This window comes from Streptomyces thermolilacinus SPC6, assembly GCF_000478605.2.
GTDB classification, from domain to species: domain Bacteria; phylum Actinomycetota; class Actinomycetes; order Streptomycetales; family Streptomycetaceae; genus Streptomyces; species Streptomyces thermolilacinus.
In genome coordinates this window covers 3,995,924-4,015,223 of record NZ_ASHX02000001.1, presented here as the reverse complement: position 1 = coordinate 4,015,223, position 19,300 = coordinate 3,995,924, and the positions used below count along the sequence as shown (strand labels likewise).

Sequence of the window (19,300 nt, the reverse complement as noted above, 5' to 3'; positions counted from 1 at the left end):
CCGACGAAGCCCGGCGAGGGTCCACGAGCGGAGCCGCCGGGGGCCGGCGGGGGCCGACGGCCGGGCCGTGGCGGGCCGACACGTCCCCAGGTCCACCCGTCCGGCGGACGACGAGCCGAGTCCGCCGGGTTCCGGGGGCCCGACCGGTACATCATCGGGCGTACGCCTCACCGGCGCACAACCCGCGCGGGGCTCCGCCGTCTCACTGCGCGACGGCCGCCCCGGGTGCCGCCGACGCCCTCGAAGGACGGACTGACGACGTGACGGACACCGCCGGCACTCCCCCGGACCCGGACACCTCGGCCGGCCGCCGGCCGACGTGGCTGCGCTGGGCGGCGCTCGGCTCGTCCGCCGTCGTCCTCGCGGCCGCCGGGACCGGCTGGTGGCTGTACCGGAAGCTCGACGGCAACATCACCACCGACACGACGGCGCTGGCCGAGCTGAGGCGGTACGAGCGCGAGCGCCCCGCGCCGGTACCGCGCGGCGGCAAGAACATCCTGCTCGTCGGCTCCGACAGCCGGGCCGGGGAGAACGCCGAGTACGGGCGGGACCGGGGCACGCAGCGGTCGGACACGACGATCCTGCTCCATCTGTCGGCGCGCGGCCACGGCGTGACGGCCGTGTCGATCCCACGCGACCTGATGGTGGAAGTGCCCGGCTGCCGCACGCGCGGGGGCAAGCGGTCGGCGCCCCGGTTCGCGCAGTTCAACCTGGCGTTCCAGCTCGGCGGGACGGCGTGCACGATCCGTACGGTCGAGAAGCTGACCGGCATCCGCGTGGACCACCACATGGTGATCGACTTCCGGGGCTTCAAGGACATGGTGAACGCGGTCGGCGGCGTACGGGTGTGCGTCCGCGAGCCGATCGACGACCCGGACGCCAAGCTCAAGCTGGCGGCCGGGCCGCAGACGCTCGACGGGGAGCAGGCCCTCGGGTACGTACGGGCCCGCAAGTCGCTCGGCGACGGCAGCGACACGGAGCGGATGAACCGGCAGCAGGAGTTCCTCGGCGCGCTCGTGACGAAGGTGCAGAGCAACGGCGTGCTGCTCAATCCGGCCAAGCTGTACCCGGTCCTCGACGCGGCCACCAAGTCGCTCACCACCGACCCGGGGCTCGCCTCCCTGAAGGACCTGTACGACCTGGCGCGGCGGCTGCGCAGCGTACCGACCGAAAAGGTGCAGTTCCTGACGGTTCCCCGGAAGGCTCACCACATCGACCCGAACCGGGACGAGCTGGTGCAGCCGGACGCGGGGCGGCTGTTCAAGCGGCTGCGCGCGGACGACCCGGTGGTGGTCGTCCCGGCCACTGAGCGGGGCGGCGACGGACCGGCACCGTCGACGCGACCGAGCCCCGGCAGCGGCCCGTCCGGTGCCGCGAGCGCCGGGCCCGAGGGCGCGGCGAGCCCCGCTCCCGTGCCCACGTTCACCGGAACCAACGCGGCCGTGAACGCGTGCCCGTAAGGGGCGGGACCGCGAGGGACCCACGAGGGAGGTGTGAGGAAAGTCGTGACGGGGGCGGCGGAGTATGACGATTGGGCGGAATGCCCGCTTGTAAGTGCCGTGGAATTTGTCACGGACGTCGACCCGCGTTGAACTGGGCGGATAGTGTGACGCGATCCGGTGCGGCGACCGAGCAGGACGCGCACCCGTGGATCGTAAGACCGAGCGCCCGGAGGGGGAGGGGCGCCTCGCGTGGCACCGACGGAGGATTCAGGCAACCGTGGACGCGCACAGCCGTGGAGGGGCGGAGGAGATCGACCCCGCCGACCAGTGGGTACTCAACCCGCAGACCGGTAACTACGAACTGCGACTGGACCACTCCACAGGGCAGCCACCCTCCGGGACACCCCGCTCCAGCACCCCGCCCCCGCAGGGCCGCCGCGCCGCCCGCAGGGCCTCAGAACCGGCCAAGGCGCCGGACGCCGCCGACGAGGACGCGCCGACCGGTACGCGGCGCCGCGCGCCGGAGGTGCCCGGCCAGCGCAGGCGCCGTACCGCCGAGCCGCCCGCGCAGGGCGGCGGGCGCCGGGCCGCGGCACCGGCCGCCTCGGGACGGCGCAGGGGCAAGGCGAAGGACAAGAAGAGCCGTACCAAGAAGGTCCTGATGTGGACCGGCGGCGTCACCGCGTTCACCCTGCTCGCCACCGGCGGTGTCGCCTACTACCTGTACGAGCGGCTCGACGGGAACCTCAGCACCATCGACGTCGCGGGCGCGGGCGGCGGCAACGGGTTCAAGAAGGACCAGGCCATCAACATCCTGGTCATCGGCACCGACAAGCGCACCGGCGACGGCAACTCCGGCTACGGCGACAAGAACAGCCCCGGCCACGCCGACACGACGATCCTGCTGCACGTGTCGAAGGACCGGACGAACGCCACGGCCCTGTCCATCCCGCGCGACCTGATCACCGACATCCCCGAGTGCACGGTCCGGCTGGAGGACGGGACGGAGAAGACGATCCCGGCACAGAGCGGGGTGCGCTTCAACACCAGCCTCGGCCAGATGGACCGCAACCCCGGCTGCACCATGGCCACCGTCCACAAGATGACCGGCGTCCCCATCGACCACTTCATGATGGTCGACTTCAACGCCGTGAAGACCCTCTCGACGGCGGTCGGCGGTGTCGAGGTGTGCGTCGAGGAGGCCGTGAAGGACGACAAGTCCGGCCTCGACCTGCCGAAGGGCAAGAGCCTCATCCAGGGCGAGCAGGCGCTGGCGTTCGTCCGTACGCGTCAGGCGTTCGGGAACAAGAGCGACCTGAGCCGCATCCAGACGCAGCAGCAGTTCATGGGCGCGATGTTCCGTCAGATGAAGTCGAGCGAGACGCTGACCAGCCCGTCGAAGCTGCTGGACCTCGCCGACGCGGCGACCAAGGCGCTCACCGTCGACGACGGCATAGGCAGCGTCAAGAAGCTCCAGGAGCTGGGCATGGAGGTCGCCAAGGTCGACCCGAAGAACATCACGTTCGCCACGGTCCCGGTGCTCGACAACCCGCACGAGAAGATCAAGGCGACGGTCGTCCTCAACGAGGCGAAGGCCGAGCCGCTCTTCTCGATCATCAAGAACGACATCTCGCTCAGCGAGGTGGAGCAGAAGGAGAAGGACGCCAAGAACGCCGAGAAGGCGACACAGGCGGCACTCCTCGAGGGTCCCCGCGCCAAGCCCTCCGACGTACGCGTCGACGTGTACAACGGCAGCGGTGTCCGCGGCGGCGCCCAGTCCACCATCAACTGGCTCCAGAACTCGGCCGGAGTGCTGAAGTCGTCGAACAAGGCCAACGCTCCGGCGGACATCCCGAAGACGACGCTGGAGTTCGCGCCGAACCAGGCGGACCAGGCCCGCGCGCTCGCGGACCTCATGGGGCTGCCCGCGGCGGCGCTGAAGCAGGGCACGGCGGACGCAGGGGAGCGCGAGCCGATGACCCTCACCCTCGGCAAGGACTTCAAGGGTGCGGGGGTGCCCCTCACCGGTCCGGCGAAGGCGCCGGAGGGTGCGGTGGCAGCGGACAAGCAGGTGTGCGCGAAGTGACGCGCACCTGATCCACAGGGGATTTTCACCAGGGGAGACGTGGGTGGGACACAGCAGCGTGCGTGGGGAGGGGACGCGGGACGGCGTCCCGCACGCCCGGAAGGCCCGTGACACGGGCTGGGACGACGGCCTCGACACGGCGGGCCAGGCCGACGGCCGCTCCGGCGGCCAGGGCGCCGCCGGAACGGACGACGGCTCCGACGGCGGTACGGGAAGGGGCGCGGGCGCCGGGTCCGGTACCGGGCGCAGGGCTGCCCGGCGCGCGGAGGGCGACGCCCCGGACGAGGAGGACGACGGCGGGCCGGGCGGAAGATCCGCGCCCGGCCGACGGGGCGCGGGGGGCGGGCGCCGCAGGGCCGGCGGGCGGCCCCGCCGACGGGCGAGGAGCGGCAAACGGCGGGTGCTGCGCTGGGTGGCCTCGGTCGTGTCGCTGCTGATACTCGCCACGGCGGGCGCCGGATACCTCTACATCGAGCACCTCAACGGCAACATCCGCAGCGGCGACCGCAGCGGCGGCGACAGCGGCGTGCAGAAGGCCGCCCCCGACGCGTCCGGCAACACCCCGCTGAACATCCTGCTGATCGGCGCGGACGGCCGTAACTCCAAGGAGAACCTGGCCCTCGGCGGCGCCAAGGACACCGTCGGCGACAAGCCGCGCGGTGACGTCCAGATGCTGCTGCACGTCTCCGCCGACCGCAAGAGCGCCGCCGTGGTGAGCATCCCGCGCGACACCCGCGTCGACATCCCCGCCTGCAAGGACGCGGAAACGGGCGAGGAGTTCCCGCCGACCAACCGGATCATCACCGAGTCGCTCCAGCGCGGCGGGCCCGGCTGCACCCTCACCACCTGGGAGAAGCTGACCGGCGTCTACATCGACCACTGGATGATGGTGGACTTCGCGGGCGTGGTGCGGATGGCCGACGCGGTCGGCGGCGTCCCCGTGTGCGTCAAGGACAACGTGTGGGACCGGCCCACCGCCCAGGTCAAGGGCGGCTCCGGGCTCAAGCTGCGCAAGGGCGAGACGTACATCAAGGGCGAGCAGGCGCTGGCGTGGCTGCGCACCCGGCACGCCTTCTTCAACGACCAGGGCCGCGCCAAGGCCCAGCACATGTACATGAACGCGATGCTGCGCCAGCTGAAGCAGCAGAACGCGTTCACGGACACCGGCCGCATCATGGACCTGGCGGAGGCCGGGACCAAGGCGCTCCAGGTCTCCGACGAGCTGGGCAGGGTGCAGGACCTCTTCGACCTGGCCATGGAGTTGAAGGACGTCCCCGTCAACCGCATCACCATGACGACGCTGCCGACGGTCGAGGACCACCAGAACCGGGCGCATCTGCTGCCCGCTCAGAAGCCCGCGCAGCAGATCTGGAAGATGCTCCGCGAGGACATCCCCTTCGACGCCAACGGCGGCCCGGACACCTCGAAGAAGCCGTCCACCGCGCCGAAGGACCCCGGTCCGCCCGCAGCGGCGCCCGCCTCGCTCGCCGTGACGGTCGTCAACGGCACCGGGGTGGACGGGCAGTACGCGGTGAAGGGCCGCGCGGGCAGCATCAAGGACGTGCTGCGCGGCAAGGGCTTCACGCAGGCCGAGGCATCCCAGACGGCGGCTCCGAAGGCCGAGACGCTGCTCGCCTACCCGGAGTCGGCGGGCGCGCAGGGCAAGGCGGACGCGCTGTCCGTTGCGAAGGCGCTCGGCCTGCCGACCGGTGCCGTGCGGCCCGCCGGCGACGTGGACGGGCTGACGCTGACGATCGGCGGGGACTGGCGCGAGGGCGACACGTTCCCTAAGCAGGACTCCCCCAAGGCCGGTGACCTGCCGCCGGAGGCCGAGAACTCCAACGGCGCGAAGGCCGAGTGCATGGACGTCTACAAGCCCTACCGCTGGTAGCCGGGTACGGCCCCGCCGCGTGCGGGGCCGTACCGCCTACGCGCGCGGAGGCGGGCGCGCCCTCCGCGCGCGTAGGGCCGTACGGCATGAAGGGCGGGGCCGGTCACCTCGTACGGTGACCGGCCCCGCCCCTCTCGTACCGCCCGCGCGTCACTTCTCGGTGACGGTGACCTTCTCGTCGTTCTGGATCTGCCGCACCAGCTCCTTCACCTTCGCCTTGTCCCAGACGAGGTTGCCGCCGCGGCTGCCCGACACGGGCATGTTCATGGACGTGCCGTCGCCGCCGTTGACGCTCTTCATCGCGAAGAACATCTCGGCGAGGTCGAACAGCGACATGTCCTTGTCCACGATCAGCGTGTCGAGCCCGGCGCCGAGCGTCGGGTACAGCTTGAACGGGTTGAGGACCGTGCCGGGCGTCGCCGCCTGGCTCGCGAGCGCGGCGAGGAACTTCTGCTGGTTCTTCGTCCGCGCCAGGTCCGACTCGGCGAAGGCGTACCGGGTGCGGACGAAGGCGAGGGCCTGCTCGCCGTCGAGGGTCTGCTTGCCCGCCTGGAAGTCGGCGCCGGACTTCTTGTCCTTGAAGCCCTTCTCGATGGTCATCTCGACGCCGCCGAGCGCGTCCACGATGTTGGCGAAGCCCGCGAAACCGATCTCCGCGTAGTGGTCGATGCGCAGGCCGGTGTTGTGCTCGACGGTGCGGACGAGCAGCTCGGGGCCGTCCTCGGCGTACGCGGCGTTCAGCTTCACCCGGCGGCCGGTGCCCTTGAAGGTCTTGCCCGACTCGGAGCCGACGAAGGTGGGGATCTCCACGTCCGAGTCGCGCGGCAGGGAGATCATCGTGTTCCCGCTGCCGCACGCGGCGAGGATCATCATCGAGTCGGTGCGCTTGCCGTCGGCGGAGCCGGTGTGCAGGCGCTTCTTGTCCTCGGCCGTCATGCCCTCGCGGCTGTCGGAGCCGACGATGAGGTACGTGGTGCAGTCGCCCTCCTGGGGGCGCTCGATGACCTTGGCGAGGTCCACCTCGCGGCGCATCTTGCCGTCGGCCCAGAAGTACGTGCCGATCGTCGTGGCCACGAGGACGACGGCGACCGTGATGGCGCCGACCTTGATCCGGCGGCCCCAGTCCGCGGGGCGCGCGCCGGGGCTGTACGACGGCGAGGGCGGCATGCCGGTTCCGTGGCCGCCGCCTCCGGGGCCTCCCGGGCCGCCGGGACCCGCGCCGCGCGGGACGCCGTAGACCTGGCCCGTGTTGTAGCCGCTGTCGTACGACGCGGCGGCGTGGCCGGCCACGTCGTCGTACCCCTGCCGCTGCTGCGGCGGCACGGACCCGGGCCGTACGTGGGGCATGACGCGGGCGCCCTCGGGCTGGGCGTCGGCGCTGCCGCGGCCGTGACGCCCGTCACGGCCGCCGGACCATCCTTCAGGCCAGTCATTCATGCGCAACAGTGTGCCGCGCGCCCGTGCGGCCCCTACAGGGCGGGTGGGGAATCGGGGCTCCGCTGTAGCGAAGCTGATGCAATGCGGAGCTTCCCGACTCCGGGCATATGGTGGAGGGCATGACAGACCAGGCCATCCCCGAGGGCAAGCCGACCTCGGCGTCCCGCACCACGCTCAGCCACATCATGACGGGCAACGACACGAATCTGCTCGGCACGGTGCACGGCGGCGTGATCATGAAGCTGGTGGACGACGCGGCGGGCGCGGTCGCCGGACGCCACTCCGGCGGGCCCGCGGTGACCGCGTCCATGGACGAGATGGTGTTCCTGGAGCCGGTGCGCGTCGGGGACCTCGTCCATGTGAAGGCGCAGGTCAACTGGACGGGCCGGTCCTCGATGGAGGTCGGCGTGCGGGTGCTGGCCGAGCGGTGGAACGAGTCCACTCCGGCCACGCAGGTCGGCTCGGCGTACCTGGTGTTCGCCGCCGTGGACGCGGACGGCAAGCCCCGTCCCGTACCGCCGGTGATCCCGGAGACGGAGCGCGACAAGCGCCGCTACCAGGAGGCCCAGATCCGCCGCACCCACCGCCTGGCCCGCCGCCGCGCCATCAAGGAGCTGCGCGAGCGCCGGGCGGCGGAGGGCATCGACGACTGAGCACGCCGGGCCCCGGGGGCCGGCTGAGGCCCCCGGCCTCTGGTCCCGGGGCCTCAGGGCAGCAGCGTGTCCGGCGCCGCGGGGCCTCGGCGGCACGCCGCCTCGGGCGCGTCAGGGGCAGACGACCTGGTCGCCGGTGAGGGCCTCCGGCTTGCCGGACGGGCGGGCCGGTGCCGGGCTCTCGGCGCGCACCGGCCGTACGGCCTTGAAGTCCGTGCCCGCCGTCACCTTCATCAGCGGCCCCTGCCCCGCCACGGCCCGCAGTTCGGCGCCCGGCAGGGCGGCCGCGAGGGACTTCGCCGAGCGGTCCCAGCGCGGGTCGTACCGGACGACGGTCCGCGCGGTGTCCCGCCGGTCGGCGTTGTACGGGGTGCGGGTCGTGTCGAAGCCCGTCGCCCGCAGCGCGGCGTCCACGCGGGCGCCCAGGCCCCGCACCGCCGTGCCGTTGTACACCTGCACCCGGATGTTGCGGGGCGGTACGTCCACGACCGTGCGGCGCGGCTCGGCCTTGACGGGCCTGGTGGCGAGCGGCCGGTCCTCGCGGAGGGCCGCGAACAGCTCCTGCGCCCGCGGCGCGTCCCACCTCACCGTCGAGCCGATGCCCTCGACGCGCATCCCGGTCGCGGCGACCGGCACGGACGTGAACTCGGACGAGGCGGCCGTGAGCCCGCGCATCGCCTTGGCCAGCGCCAGCATCTGCTCCGTACCGAAGCCCCGGTCGGCGCGTACCGAGCCGGCCATCGCGTCCAGGACCTGCCGGAACCGCACCGGGTTGAGCAGCGCGCCGCTGCCCGCCACCCGGTCGATGAGCGCGGCGACGAACCGCTGCTGCCGCTCCATCCGCCCCAGGTCGGACGCCCCGTCCACATGGCGGGAGCGGACGTACTGGAGGGCCTTGCCGCCGTCGAGGGTGTGGGTCCCGGCGGGCAGGTCGAGCCCGGTGTACGGGTCCTTTATGGGGCGGGCGGTGCAGATCCGGACGCCGCCGACGGCGTCGACGGTGCGCATGAAGCTGGTGAAGTCGATCTCCAGGTAGTGGTCGATCTTCACGCCGGTCATCCGCTCGACGGTCCGTACGGTGAGGTTGGCCCCGCCCTCGGCGTACGCGGCGTTCAGCTTGACCGGGTGGCCGTCGTGGCGTTCGCCGGTGGTGGCGTCGGTGTGCTCGGGCAGCTCGGCGTACGAGTCGCGGGGCAGCGAGACGAGGCTGGCGCGCTTACGGTCCTCCGAGATGTGGGCCAGCATGATCGTGTCGGTGCAGTTGCAGGGGGCGCCGCCGAGCCGGTAGCGGGCCTTGTCGGCGGGGGTGACCTTGTCGCGGCCGTCGGTGCCGACGACCAGGATGTTCGTGCCGTGACCCGCGGTGGGGCGGTTCTTCATGTCCTTGAAGGCGTCCACGCGGCCGATGCCCGTGTCGAGGCTGGTGACGACGGCGTGGCCGATGCCGCCCGCCGCGAGGACCAGGACGGACAGGGCGGTCGCCATCCGCGCGGCCCACCGGCCCCGGCGGCGCCGAGGCGGCCGGGGCGGGGCGCCCGGAGGCTGCCGCCGACGCGGCTGCGGCGGGGTGCGTACGTGGGGTGCGCGCGGTCGTGTCTCCCGCCGGGGGCGCGGGCCGACCGGCTGCCCTCCGCCGCCGGCCGGCCGTCTCGCGCCGGGGGCCGGCGGTCGGGGGACCTGGCGGGCGGGTCGGCGGGGCGGCGTGGGCACGAGGGACACCTCCGCGGGCGAATGGGGGGATCGCCACAGTAGGCCCATACGATCAACGGCCCGTCGCACCGGCCGGGCGGGTCGCGGCGGTGTCCCCCGTTCGCGGTAACGTGGCGGGCGATACTCCTGTCCGCCCGCCGGGTTCGCCCCGGGCCCCGGGGCCGTCGCCGCCCCGGGCCGTCCTTACGTACCTCCGAGGAGCCATGCCTCTCCCCCCGGTCTCCGTGATCATGCCGGTCCTCAACGAGGAGCGGCATCTTCGCGACGCGGTCCGTCACATCCTCGACCAGGACTACGACGGCGAGATGGAGGTGGTGATCGCGCTCGGCCCGTCCACGGACCGCACCGACGAGATCGCCGCCGAGCTGGTCCGCGAGGACCCGCGCGTGCACACCGTGCCCAACCCGACGGGCCGGACGCCCGCCGCGCTGAACGCCGCGATCAAGGCGTCGCGCCACCCGATCGTCGTACGGGTGGACGGCCACGGGATGCTGTCGCCGAACTACATCGCGACGGCGGTGCGGCTGCTGGAGGAGACCGGCGCGCAGAACGTCGGCGGCATCATGAACGCCGAGGGCGAGAACGCCTGGGAGGACGCCGTCGCCGCCGCCATGACGTCCCGGATCGGCGTGGGCAACGCCGCGTTCCACACGGGCGGCGAGGCCGGTCCCGCGGAGACGGTGTACCTGGGCGTGTTCCGGCGCGAGGCGCTGGAGCAGCAGGGCGGCTACAACGAGGAGTTCATCCGGGCGCAGGACTGGGAGCTGAACTTCCGCATCCGCGAGGCGGGCGGGCTGATCTGGTTCTCGCCCGAGCTGCGGGTGCGGTACCGGCCGCGGCCCTCCGTGCGGGCGCTGGCCAAGCAGTACAAGGACTACGGCCGCTGGCGCCACGTGGTGGCCCGCTACCACCAGGGCTCCATCAACCTGCGGTACCTGGCCCCGCCGACGGCCGTCTGCGCCATCGCGGCGGGCCTGGTGGTGGGCGCGACGCTCACCCCGCTGGGCTTCGTCGTACCGGGCGGCTACCTGGCGGCGATCATGCTGGGCTCCATCCCGGCGGGCAAGGGCCTGCCGCTGAAGGCCCGCGTCCAGATCCCGCTGGCCCTGGCGACGATGCACATGTCGTGGGGCTACGGCTTCCTGACGAGCCCGCGCTCCCTGGCCCGCAAGGTCATCGCCAGCCGCCGCCCCCCGGTCCGCACGGCCGCCTGACCCGTCCCTTCACCGGTACGCCGGTGCGAAAGGCCCCGGTGCCCGACTCGGCTCCGGGGCCTTCGCCGCGCACCACCCGCACCGCACCGCCACGGCGCCGCCCCTGAACGGGGACGGCCCCCGGTGGCCGTGGGGGCTGCCGGGGGCCGTTCGCGGGGTGCGGGGGGTTACGGGAGGTTGCGGGCCATGACGATGCGCTGGACCTGGTTCGTGCCCTCGTAGATCTGGGTGATCTTGGCGTCGCGCATCATGCGCTCGACCGGGTAGTCGCGCGTGTAGCCGTAGCCGCCGAGCAGCTGGACCGCGTCCGTGGTGATCTCCATCGCCACGTCGGACGCGAAGCACTTGGCCGCCGCGCCGAAGAAGGTCAGGTCGCCGTCCACGCGCTCCGACTTGGCCGCCGCCGCGTACGTGAGCTGGCGGGCCGCCTCCAGCTTCATCGCCATGTCGGCCAGCATGAACTGCACGCCCTGGAACTCGGCGATGGCCTTGCCGAACTGCTTGCGCTCCTGGACGTAGCCCTTGGCGTAGTCGAGGGCGCCCTGCGCGATGCCGAGCGCCTGGGCCGCGATGGTGATGCGGGTGTGGTCCAGGGTCTTCATCGCCGTCGCGAAGCCCGTGCCCTCGGCACCGATCATGCGGTCGGCCGGGATGCGGACGTTGTCGAGGTACACCTCGCGGGTCGGGGAGCCCTTGATGCCGAGCTTCTTCTCCGGGGCGCCGAAGGAGACGCCCTCGTCGCCCTTCTCCACGACGAAGGCGCTGATGCCCTTGGAGCGCTTCTCCGGGTCCGTGACGGCCATGACCGTGTAGTACTCGGAGACGCCGGCGTTGGTGATCCAGCGCTTCACGCCGTTGAGGATGTAGTGGTCGCCGTCGCGGACGGCCTTCGTCTTCATGCCGGCCGCGTCCGAGCCCGCGTCGGGCTCCGACAGGCAGTACGAGAACATCGCGTCGCCCTTGGCGAGCGGGCCCAGGTACTTGCTCTTCAGCTCCTCGGAGCCGGACAGGATCACCGGCAGCGAGCCCAGCTTGTTCACGGCCGGGATCAGGGAGGACGACGCGCAGACGCGGGCCACCTCCTCGATGACGATCACGGTGGCGAGGGCGTCCGCGCCCGCGCCGCCGTACGTCTCGGGCACGTGCACCGCGTGCAGGTCGGAGGAGACGAGCGCGTCCAGCGCCTCCTGCGGGAAGCGGGCCTCCTCGTCCACCGCGGCGGCGTACGGCGCGATCTTGGCCTCGGCGAGCGAGCGGACGGTGTCCCGGAGCATGTCGTGCTCCTCGGACGGGCGGTACAGGTCGAAGTCAGGCGTTCCCGCCATGTCTGTCTCACTCCCCTGAGCTGCGGTGCTAACTACCGTTAAGTAACCCGAATTTTAGTGGGCGGCGGGCTGTCCGGCATATGTGAGGTTCACGTGAGCTTGCTGACAGCCGACGCGCCGCCGGATGCCTGCCCCCGTCCTCCCCCGACTATGCTCGGTTCGCATTCCCGGCACGTACAGCACTGGAGCAGCGCACATGGCCCTCAAGATCACCGTGATCGGCACCGGATACCTCGGCGCCACGCACGCAGCGGCCATGGCGGAGATCGGCTTCGAGGTCCTCGGGCTCGACATCGTCCCCGAGAAGATCGAGATGCTGTCGCAGGGCCGCGTGCCCATGTACGAGCCGGGCCTGGAGGAGCTGCTGCACAAGCACGTCGCCGGTATCGAGGGCTCGACCGGGCGGCTGCGCTTCACCACCTCCTGGGAGGAGGCGGCCGACTTCGGCGACGTCCACTTCGTCTGCGTGAACACGCCGCAGAAGCACGGCGAGTACGGCTGCGACATGAGTTACGTCGACGCCGCCTTCGGGGCGCTCGCCCCGCACCTGAAGAAGCCCTGCCTGGTCGTCGGCAAGTCCACCGTCCCCGTCGGCAGCGCCGAGCGCCTCTCGCGGCTCCTCGCCGAGCGCGCCCCGGCGGGCGCGGACGTGGAGCTGGCGTGGAACCCGGAGTTCCTGCGCGAGGGCTTCGCCGTCCAGGACACGCTCCGCCCGGACCGGATCGTCGTCGGCGTGGAGAGCGCGCGCGCCGAGAAGGTCATGCGCGAGGTGTACGAGGTGCCGGTCGGCCAGGGCTCGCCGTTCGTCGTGACGGACTTCCCGACCGCCGAGCTGGTGAAGACCGCCGCGAACTCCTTCCTCGCCACCAAGATCTCCTTCATCAACGCGATGGCCGAGGTCTGCGAGGCCGCCGGTGGTGACGTCGCCAAGCTCGCGGAGGCCATCGGCTACGACGAGCGGATCGGCGCCAAGTTCCTGCGCGCCGGAATCGGCTTCGGCGGCGGCTGCCTGCCCAAGGACATCCGCGCGTTCATGGCCCGCGCCGGGGAGCTGGGCGCCGACCAGGCGCTGACGTTCCTGCGGGAGATCGACTCCATCAACATGCGGCGCCGCAGCCAGATGGTCGGCATGGCGCGCGAGGCGCTGGGCGACGGGACGTTCCTCGGCAAGCGGGTCGCGGTGCTGGGCGCGGCGTTCAAGCCGGACTCCGACGACGTGCGGGACTCGCCCGCGCTGAACGTCGCCGGGCAGATCCACCTCCAGGGCGGCCAGGTCACCGTGTACGACCCGAAGGGCATGGACAACGCGCGGCGCGTGTTCCCGACGCTCGGGTACGCCGAGAGCGCACTGGAGGCGGTGCGGGGCGCCGATGTGGTGCTGCACCTGACGGAGTGGCGCGAGTTCCGCGAGGTGGACCCGGAGGAGCTGGGCGAGGTCGTCAACGCCCGGATCATCCTGGACGGCCGCAACGCGCTGGACGCGGAGCGCTGGCGCGCGGCGGGGTGGACGTTCCGCGCGATGGGCCGCCCCCGCGCCTGACCCCGGGGCCCCTGCCGACCCCGGGCCCCGACTGAGGGTGCCGGTCCCCGCGGGTGGCTGCCGCTGTGGGCATGCGTTCCGCCCCAGCTGACCGACTGCCCAGGACGGGGGCGGCGGCCCGCGACGGGGCGGGACGGCGCCGCGCTCCGCGTCGTGTGGGCAGGCCGCCGGCCAGGGGATGGGTGTGTGGGCAGGCCGCGGGCCAGGAGACGCGCGAGTGCCCGTCCCTCGGCTGAGGGGACGGGCACTCGTCGTACTACGGGCGGGTCAGCTGTCCAGGTCGGCGAGTGTGGCCGTGGACGGGCCGCGGCGGGCGGCGGCGTCGCGGGCCACCGCTTCCGCGTCGCGCAGGACACGGACCGCGTTCCGCCAGGTCAGCTTGGCCACGTCCGTACGGGACCAGCCACGCCCCAGCAGCTCCGCGATCAGGTTCGGGTAGCCGGACACGTCGTCCAGGCCCTCCGGCGTGAAGGCCGTGCCGTCGAAGTCGCCGCCGATGCCGATGTGGTCGATCCCGGCGGCCTCCCGCATGTGGTCGAGGTGGTCCGCGACCGTCGCGGCCGTGGCCACCGGACGCGGGTACGCCGCCTCGAACGCGGCGTGCAGCCGCATCGCCTCCGCAGAGGTGTCCAGGTGGTGGAAGCCGTGCGCCCGCAGGTTCTCGTCCGCGCGGGCCGTCCACTCCACCGCCTCGGGCAGGATGAACTTCGGTACGAACGTGGCCATGGCGACGCCCCCGTTGGCGGGGAGCCGCTCCAGTACGTCGTCGGGGACGTTGCGCGGGTGGTCGCACACGGCGCGCGCGGACGAGTGGGAGAAGATTACCGGCGCCTCGCTCGTGTCCAGCGCGTCCCGCATCGTCGTCGCCGCCACGTGCGACAGGTCCACCAGCATGCCCAGGCGGTTCATCTCCCGGACCACCTCGCGGCCGAACGCCGACAGACCGCCGACGCGCGGTACGTCGGTCGCCGAGTCCGCCCACGCGATGTTGTCGTTGTGCGTGAGCGTCATGTAGCGCACGCCCAGCGCGTACAGGGCGCGCAGCGTGGCGAGGCTGTTGTTGATGGAGTGGCCGCCCTCGGCGCCCTTGAGCGACGCGATACGGCCCTGGGCGCGGGCCGCCTCCATGTCGTCGGCCGTCAGCGCCGGGGCCAGCTCCGACGGGTGGCGGGCCAGCAGCCGGTCGACGCAGTCGATCTGCTCCAGGGTCGCGCTGACCGCGTCGTCGCCGGCCATGTCGCTGCGGACGTACACCGACCAGAACTGGGCGCCCACCCCGCCCGCGCGCAGCCGGGGCAGGTCCGTGTGGAGCCGGCCCGTCTGGTCGGCGGCCACGTCGAGGCGTTCCAGGTCGTACCCGGCCTTCTCGCGCAGCGCCCACGGCAGGTCGTTGTGGCCGTCCACGACGGGGAACTCGGCGAGCAGCTCCCGCGCCGCCGCCAGGTCCCGCGCGCCGCTCACCGGGGCATCGCCGGTCACCGGAGTCCCGCCCGGCGCGGGCGCCTCGCCCGTCACTTGGCGAAACCGAAGGACGCGGCGCCCTCGACCTTGGCCCGCAGGCGCTTGCCCTTCTCCGTGGCCTGGTCGTTCAGGTCCTGCTGGAACTCCTTCATGCGGGCCAGCAGGTCCGCGTCGTGCGCGGCGAGCATGCGGGCCGCGAGCAGCCCCGCGTTGCGGGCACCGGCGACGGAGACCGTGGCGACGGGCACACCGGCCGGCATCTGCACGATGGAGAGCAGCGAGTCCATGCCGTCGAGGTACTTCAGCGGCACGGGCACGCCGATGACCGGCAGCGGCGTGACGGAGGCGAGCATGCCGGGCAGGTGGGCGGCGCCCCCGGCCCCGGCGATGATCGCCTTGAGGCCGCGGTCGGCGGCCCCCTCGCCGTACGCGACCATCTCGCGCGGCATGCGGTGCGCGGAGACGACGTCCACCTCGTACGGGATCTCGAACTCGTCGAGGGCCTGGGCGGCGGCCTCCATCACGGGCCAGTCGGAGTCGGAGCCCATGACGATGCCGACGACAGGCGCGGGTGCGTTACTCAACGATCGTTCCTCGCAGGTAGTCGGCGGCGTGGCGGGCGCGCTCCAGCACGTCGTCCAGGTCGTCGCCGTAGGTGTTGACGTGGCCGACCTTGCGGCCGGGCTTCACGTCCTTGCCGTACATGTGGATCTTGAGCTGCGGGTCGCGGGCCATGCAGTGCAGGTACCCCTGGTACATGTCCGGGTAGTCGCCGCCGAGCACGTTCGCCATGACCGTCCAGCGGGCGCGGGGGCGCGGGTCGCCGAGCGGCAGGTCGAGGACGGCCCGCACGTGGTTGGCGAACTGCGAGGTGACCGCGCCGTCCTGGGTCCAGTGGCCGGAGTTGTGCGGGCGCATCGCCAGCTCGTTGACGAGGACGCCGCCGTCGCGGGTCTCGAACAGCTCCACCGCGAGGTGGCCGACGACGCCCAGCTCGTCCGCGATGCGCAGCGCCAGGCGCTGGGCCTCCAGGGCGCGCTCCTCGGGCAGGTCCGGAGCGGGGGCGATGACCGTGTCGCACACGCCGTCCACCTGGCGGGACTCGACCACCGGGTAGGCGACGGCCTGGCCGTGCGGGGAGCGGACGACGTTCGCCGCGAGCTCCCGTACGAAGTCCACCTTCTCCTCGGCGAGGACCGGCACCCCGGCGAGGAACGGGTCGCGGGCGTCCTCCTCGGAACGGACGAACCACACGCCCTTGCCGTCGTAGCCGCCGCGCACCGTCTTGAGGATGATCGGGAAGCCGTCGCCCTCCGCGGCGAACGCCGCCGCGTCGGCCGGGTCCGCCACGATGCGGTGGCGGGGGCAGGGCGCGCCGATCGCGTCGAGCTTCGCGCGCATCACGCCCTTGTCCTGGGCGTGCACCAGCGCGTCCGGGCCCGGGCGGACGGGGATGCCCTCCGCCTCCAGGGCCCTGAGGTGCTCGGTGGGCACGTGCTCGTGGTCGAAGGTGATCACGTCGCAGCCGCGCGCGAAGTCACGCAGCGTGTCCAGGTCGCGATAGTCGCCGATGACGACATCGCTCACGACCTGGGCCGCGGAATCCTGCGGCGTGTCACTGAGAAGCCTGAATCTGATGCCGAGGGGGATGCCCGCCTCGTGGGTCATACGGGCGAGCTGACCGCCGCCGACCATGCCGACTACCGGGAACGTCACCCTCCTAGCGTATCCGCCGCCCGTCGCGGGGCGTGACGGTGGCCGCCGGGCTCGTGTCGCGGCGGCCTCGCGTACCCGCGCGTCCCCAGCGGGTGATGGTTAGCATGACGGGGTTGACGCACATGGCCGGCGGACGGGACTGAAACGATCATTATGACGGAACAGAGCGCCCTGAGGGTGCGGCTGGAACGGCTCGTCCGGGAGATAGCGAAATTCGGACTCGTCGGCGGAATCGGCGTGCTCGTCAACATGGGCGCGTTCAACCTGCTGCGCCAGACCACGGACCTGCCGGTCGTCCGCGCCAGCCTGCTGGCCACGGTCATCGCCATCGCCTGCAACTACGTCGGTTTCCGCTATTTCACCTACCGGGACCGGGACAAGACACGGCGGACGCGCGAAGCGACGCTGTTCTTCGCGTTCAGCGCCGCGGGAATGGTGATCGAGAACGGAATCCTGTACGCGGCGACGTACGGCTTCGGGTGGGACAGCCCGCTGCAGAACAACTTCTTCAAGTTCTTCGGAATCGGCGTCGGCACGCTGTTCCGGTTCTGGTCGTACCGCACGTGGGTGTTCCGGGCACTGCCGGAGACCGGTGAGGAGAAGGGGACGGACGCGGAGGGCGACGACGGCGCGTCGGCCGCGTCCGCAGCGATCCTGGGACAGCGCAAGCCGCAGGACACCCCGGCCCCGGCCGGCCGCCGCTGAGGCGTGCCGGGGGGGGCGCCGCTGAGGCCGCGGTACCGGATGGGCCGCCGCTGACGGTCGTCGTCTGCCGGCTTCTGCTGCCGGGCTCTGTCGGCTCGGTCGGGGGGCGCAGGACCGGGCCGGGGCCCGGGGTCAGCGGATCGGGCGGGGGGACGGCGTCTCGTCCCTGCGTACGGTCTCGCGGCTGAGGAACAGCGCGAACACGGCGGGCTTCAGCTGCACCAGCTCCAGACGGCCGCCGTCCGCCTCCGCGAGGTCCCGGGCCACGGCCAGGCCGATGCCCGTGGAGTTGCGGCCGCTGATGGTCCGCTCGAAGATCCGCGCGCCCAGGTCCGCCGGGACGCCCGGCCCCTCGTCGGTGACCTCGACCACCACCTGGTTGCCGGTGACACGGGTGCGCAGCGCGACCGTACCGCCGCCGTGCATCAGCGAGTTCTCGATCAGCGCGGCCAGCACCTGCGCGACCGCGCCCGGCGTGCCGACGGCCCGCAGACCGGTCTTACCCGACCGTACGATCGCCCGGCCCGCGCTGCGGTACGCCGGGCGCCACTCCTCGATCTGCTGCTTGACGACCTCGTCCAGGTCGAAGGCGACGGCGGAGCCCGTGCGGGGGTCCCGGGAGTTGGTGAGCAGCCGCTGCACGACGTCCGTGAGCCGCTCGACCTGGGCGAGCGCGATCGTCGCCTCCTCGCGGGCCGTGTCCAGGTCGTCGGTGACGGCGATCTCCTCCAGCCGCATCGACAGCGCGGTCAGCGGGGTGCGCAGCTGGTGGGAGGCGTCGGCGGCGAGGCGGCGCTCGGCGGTGAGCATCCGGGCGATGCGCTCGGCGGACGCGTCCAGCACGTCCGCGACCCGGTCCAGCTCGGGCACCCCGTAGCGGCGGTGCCGGGGCCTGGGGTCGCCGGAGCCGAGCCGCTCGGCTGTCCCGGCGAGGTCGGTGAGCGGCGACGCGAGCCGGTTGGCCTGCCGTACGGCGAGGAGGACGGCGGCCACGACGGCCAGCAGCGCGACCGCGCCGATGATCAGCAGCGTACGGCCGACCTCGCGGGTGATGGAGGAGCGGGACTCCTCGACGGTGACCTTCTCGCCGTGCTCCCCCACCGCCGTGCCCCGGATGACGCCGCCTTCGGGACGGTCGCCCACCTCGATGCGGGGGCCGCCGGGGATGTCGATGCGGGCGTACCGCTCGGCGCCGCTGTGGTCGGACAGGATGTCCGGGTCGACGCGCTCGCCGCTGATGAGGCGGCTGTCCACGATGCTGGCGAGCCGCAGCGCCTCCGAGTCGACGCTCTCCTGGGCGCTGCTGGTGATCGTCCGGGTCTCCACGATGACGAGGGAGACCCCGAAGACGGCGATGACGACCAGCACCACGGCGAGCGTGGAGCTGATGAGGCGGCGGCGCACGGAGGAGTCGCCTCAGCTCTTCTCGAAGCGGAAGCCGACCCCGCGCACGGTGGCGATGTAGCGGGGGTTCGCCGCGTCGTCGCCGAGCTTCTTGCGGAGCCAGGAGATGTGCATGTCGAGGGTCTTGGTGGACGACCACCACGTCGTGTCCCAGACCTCGCGCATCAGCTGGTCGCGTGTGACGACCCGGCCCGCGTCACGGACGAGGACGCGCAGCAGGTCGAACTCCTTGGCGGTGAGCTGGAGCTCCTCGTCGCCCATCCAGGCGCGGTGCGACTCGACGTCGATGCGGACGCCGTGCGTCGCGGGCTGCGGGGCGGGCTCGGCGGCGCCGCGCCGCAGCAGGGCCCGTACGCGCGCGAGCAGCTCGGCGAGGCGGAACGGCTTGGTGACGTAGTCGTCGGCGCCCGCGTCGAGCCCGACGACCGTGTCCACCTCGTCGGCGCGGGCGGTCAGCACGAGGATCGGCACCGTGTGCCCCTCGGAGCGCAGCCGCCGGGCGACCTCCAGGCCGTCCATGCCGGGCAGGCCCAGGTCCAGGACGACGAGGTCGACGCCGCCCTGCAGTCCCGTGTCGAGCGCGCTGGGTCCGTCCTGCCGCACCTCGACCTCGTACCCCTCCCGCCGCAGGGCGCGGGCGAGGGGCTCCGAGATGGATGCGTCGTCCTCGGCGAGCAGTACACGCGTCATGCAGTGATGGTAGTCCGCAGGAGGTG

At 72.5% G+C, this 19,300-nt stretch carries 15 protein-coding genes; 7 read left to right on the top strand and 8 right to left on the bottom strand.

Annotation, left to right across the window (positions count from 1 at the left end; genetic code table 11):
* Positions 1-260 precede the first annotated feature (260 nt).
* From J116_RS17445 to J116_RS17435, 3 genes are all read left to right on the top strand, one after another.
* Positions 261-1,460 carry an LCP family protein gene (locus tag J116_RS17445; protein ID WP_023588363.1) on the top strand — a complete coding sequence of 400 codons (1,200 nt, stop codon included), beginning with the start codon at positions 261-263 and terminating at the stop codon, positions 1,458-1,460.
* Between the two features lie 259 nt (positions 1,461-1,719).
* Positions 1,720-3,528, top strand: a complete 1,809-nt coding sequence (locus J116_RS17440) for an LCP family protein (RefSeq protein WP_023588362.1) — start codon at positions 1,720-1,722, stop codon at positions 3,526-3,528.
* A 43-nt stretch (positions 3,529-3,571) separates the two neighbouring features.
* Positions 3,572-5,419, top strand: a complete 1,848-nt coding sequence (locus tag J116_RS17435) for an LCP family protein (protein ID WP_023588361.1) — start codon at positions 3,572-3,574, stop codon at positions 5,417-5,419.
* A gap of 150 nt (positions 5,420-5,569) precedes the next feature.
* Here J116_RS17435 and J116_RS17430 read toward each other — a convergent pair whose 3' ends face one another.
* Positions 5,570-6,856 (bottom strand): LCP family protein, encoded by a 1,287-nt coding sequence (locus J116_RS17430; RefSeq protein WP_201258813.1) that lies wholly within the window; start codon positions 6,854-6,856, stop codon positions 5,570-5,572.
* A 119-nt stretch (positions 6,857-6,975) separates the two neighbouring features.
* On the opposite strand from J116_RS17430, the gene J116_RS17425 reads away from it, so the two are divergent.
* On the top strand, positions 6,976-7,509 hold the full coding sequence (locus tag J116_RS17425; RefSeq protein WP_028964186.1) for an acyl-CoA thioesterase: 534 nt from the start codon (positions 6,976-6,978) through the stop codon (positions 7,507-7,509).
* A 111-nt stretch (positions 7,510-7,620) separates the two neighbouring features.
* Here the strand turns inward: J116_RS17425 and J116_RS17420 are convergent, their stop codons facing one another.
* Positions 7,621-9,219: an LCP family glycopolymer transferase gene (locus J116_RS17420; RefSeq protein ID WP_023588358.1), complete on the bottom strand. Its 1,599-nt coding sequence runs from the start codon at positions 9,217-9,219 to the stop codon at positions 7,621-7,623.
* Positions 9,220-9,422: 203 nt separating this feature from the next.
* On the opposite strand from J116_RS17420, the gene J116_RS17415 reads away from it, so the two are divergent.
* Positions 9,423-10,433, top strand: a complete 1,011-nt coding sequence (locus J116_RS17415; protein ID WP_023588357.1) for a glycosyltransferase family 2 protein — start codon at positions 9,423-9,425, stop codon at positions 10,431-10,433.
* 167 nt (positions 10,434-10,600) lie between these two features.
* On the opposite strand, the gene J116_RS17410 is transcribed toward J116_RS17415, so the two are convergent.
* Positions 10,601-11,758: an acyl-CoA dehydrogenase family protein gene (locus tag J116_RS17410; protein WP_023588356.1), complete on the bottom strand. Its 1,158-nt coding sequence runs from the start codon at positions 11,756-11,758 to the stop codon at positions 10,601-10,603.
* 196 nt (positions 11,759-11,954) lie between these two features.
* Here J116_RS17410 and J116_RS17405 point away from each other — a divergent pair, with 196 nt between their 5' ends.
* Positions 11,955-13,298 carry a UDP-glucose dehydrogenase family protein gene (locus J116_RS17405; protein WP_023588355.1) on the top strand — a complete coding sequence of 448 codons (1,344 nt, stop codon included), beginning with the start codon at positions 11,955-11,957 and terminating at the stop codon, positions 13,296-13,298.
* Positions 13,299-13,565: 267 nt separating this feature from the next.
* Here the strand turns inward: J116_RS17405 and J116_RS17400 are convergent, their stop codons facing one another.
* Genes J116_RS17400 through J116_RS17390 form a run of 3 tightly spaced genes read right to left on the bottom strand, consistent with a single transcriptional unit; the run spans position 13,566 to position 16,475 of the window.
* A complete protein-coding gene (locus J116_RS17400) occupies positions 13,566-14,777 on the bottom strand; it encodes a dipeptidase (RefSeq protein ID WP_051203806.1) in 1,212 nt (403 codons plus the stop codon).
* Between the two features lie 32 nt (positions 14,778-14,809).
* The gene (gene purE, locus J116_RS17395) at positions 14,810-15,307 is read right to left on the bottom strand and encodes a 5-(carboxyamino)imidazole ribonucleotide mutase (protein WP_037946771.1); all 498 of its coding nucleotides are present in this window, start codon (positions 15,305-15,307) and stop codon (positions 14,810-14,812) included.
* A gap of 28 nt (positions 15,308-15,335) precedes the next feature.
* Complete coding sequence (locus J116_RS17390; protein ID WP_028964183.1) at positions 15,336-16,475, bottom strand: 5-(carboxyamino)imidazole ribonucleotide synthase; 1,140 nt, start codon at positions 16,473-16,475, stop codon at positions 15,336-15,338.
* A gap of 153 nt (positions 16,476-16,628) precedes the next feature.
* Here J116_RS17390 and J116_RS17385 point away from each other — a divergent pair, with 153 nt between their 5' ends.
* Positions 16,629-17,180 carry a GtrA family protein gene (locus tag J116_RS17385; RefSeq protein WP_023588351.1) on the top strand — a complete coding sequence of 184 codons (552 nt, stop codon included), beginning with the start codon at positions 16,629-16,631 and terminating at the stop codon, positions 17,178-17,180.
* A gap of 132 nt (positions 17,181-17,312) precedes the next feature.
* Here J116_RS17385 and J116_RS17380 read toward each other — a convergent pair whose 3' ends face one another.
* Both J116_RS17380 and J116_RS17375 read right to left on the bottom strand, forming a co-directional pair.
* A complete protein-coding gene (locus J116_RS17380; RefSeq protein ID WP_023588350.1) occupies positions 17,313-18,584 on the bottom strand; it encodes an ATP-binding protein in 1,272 nt (423 codons plus the stop codon).
* Between the two features lie 12 nt (positions 18,585-18,596).
* Positions 18,597-19,274 (bottom strand): response regulator transcription factor, encoded by a 678-nt coding sequence (locus J116_RS17375; protein WP_023588349.1) that lies wholly within the window; start codon positions 19,272-19,274, stop codon positions 18,597-18,599.
* Positions 19,275-19,300 lie beyond the last annotated feature (26 nt).

What these genes read in the sequence shown, in the direction of transcription:
- J116_RS17430 (WP_201258813.1), bottom strand. Translation starts at nt 6,856, where the DNA reads ATGAATGACTGGCCTGAAGGATGGTCCGGCGGCCGTGACGGGCGTCAC.
- J116_RS17425 (WP_028964186.1), top strand. Translation starts at nt 6,976, where the DNA reads ATGACAGACCAGGCCATCCCCGAGGGCAAGCCGACCTCGGCGTCCCGC.
- J116_RS17415 (WP_023588357.1), top strand. Translation starts at nt 9,423, where the DNA reads ATGCCTCTCCCCCCGGTCTCCGTGATCATGCCGGTCCTCAACGAGGAG.
- J116_RS17410 (WP_023588356.1), bottom strand. Translation starts at nt 11,758, where the DNA reads ATGGCGGGAACGCCTGACTTCGACCTGTACCGCCCGTCCGAGGAGCAC.
- J116_RS17405 (WP_023588355.1), top strand. Translation starts at nt 11,955, where the DNA reads ATGGCCCTCAAGATCACCGTGATCGGCACCGGATACCTCGGCGCCACG.
- purE (WP_037946771.1), bottom strand. Translation starts at nt 15,307, where the DNA reads ATGGGCTCCGACTCCGACTGGCCCGTGATGGAGGCCGCCGCCCAGGCC.
- J116_RS17385 (WP_023588351.1), top strand. Translation starts at nt 16,629, where the DNA reads ATGACGGAACAGAGCGCCCTGAGGGTGCGGCTGGAACGGCTCGTCCGG.
- J116_RS17375 (WP_023588349.1), bottom strand. Translation starts at nt 19,274, where the DNA reads ATGACGCGTGTACTGCTCGCCGAGGACGACGCATCCATCTCGGAGCCC.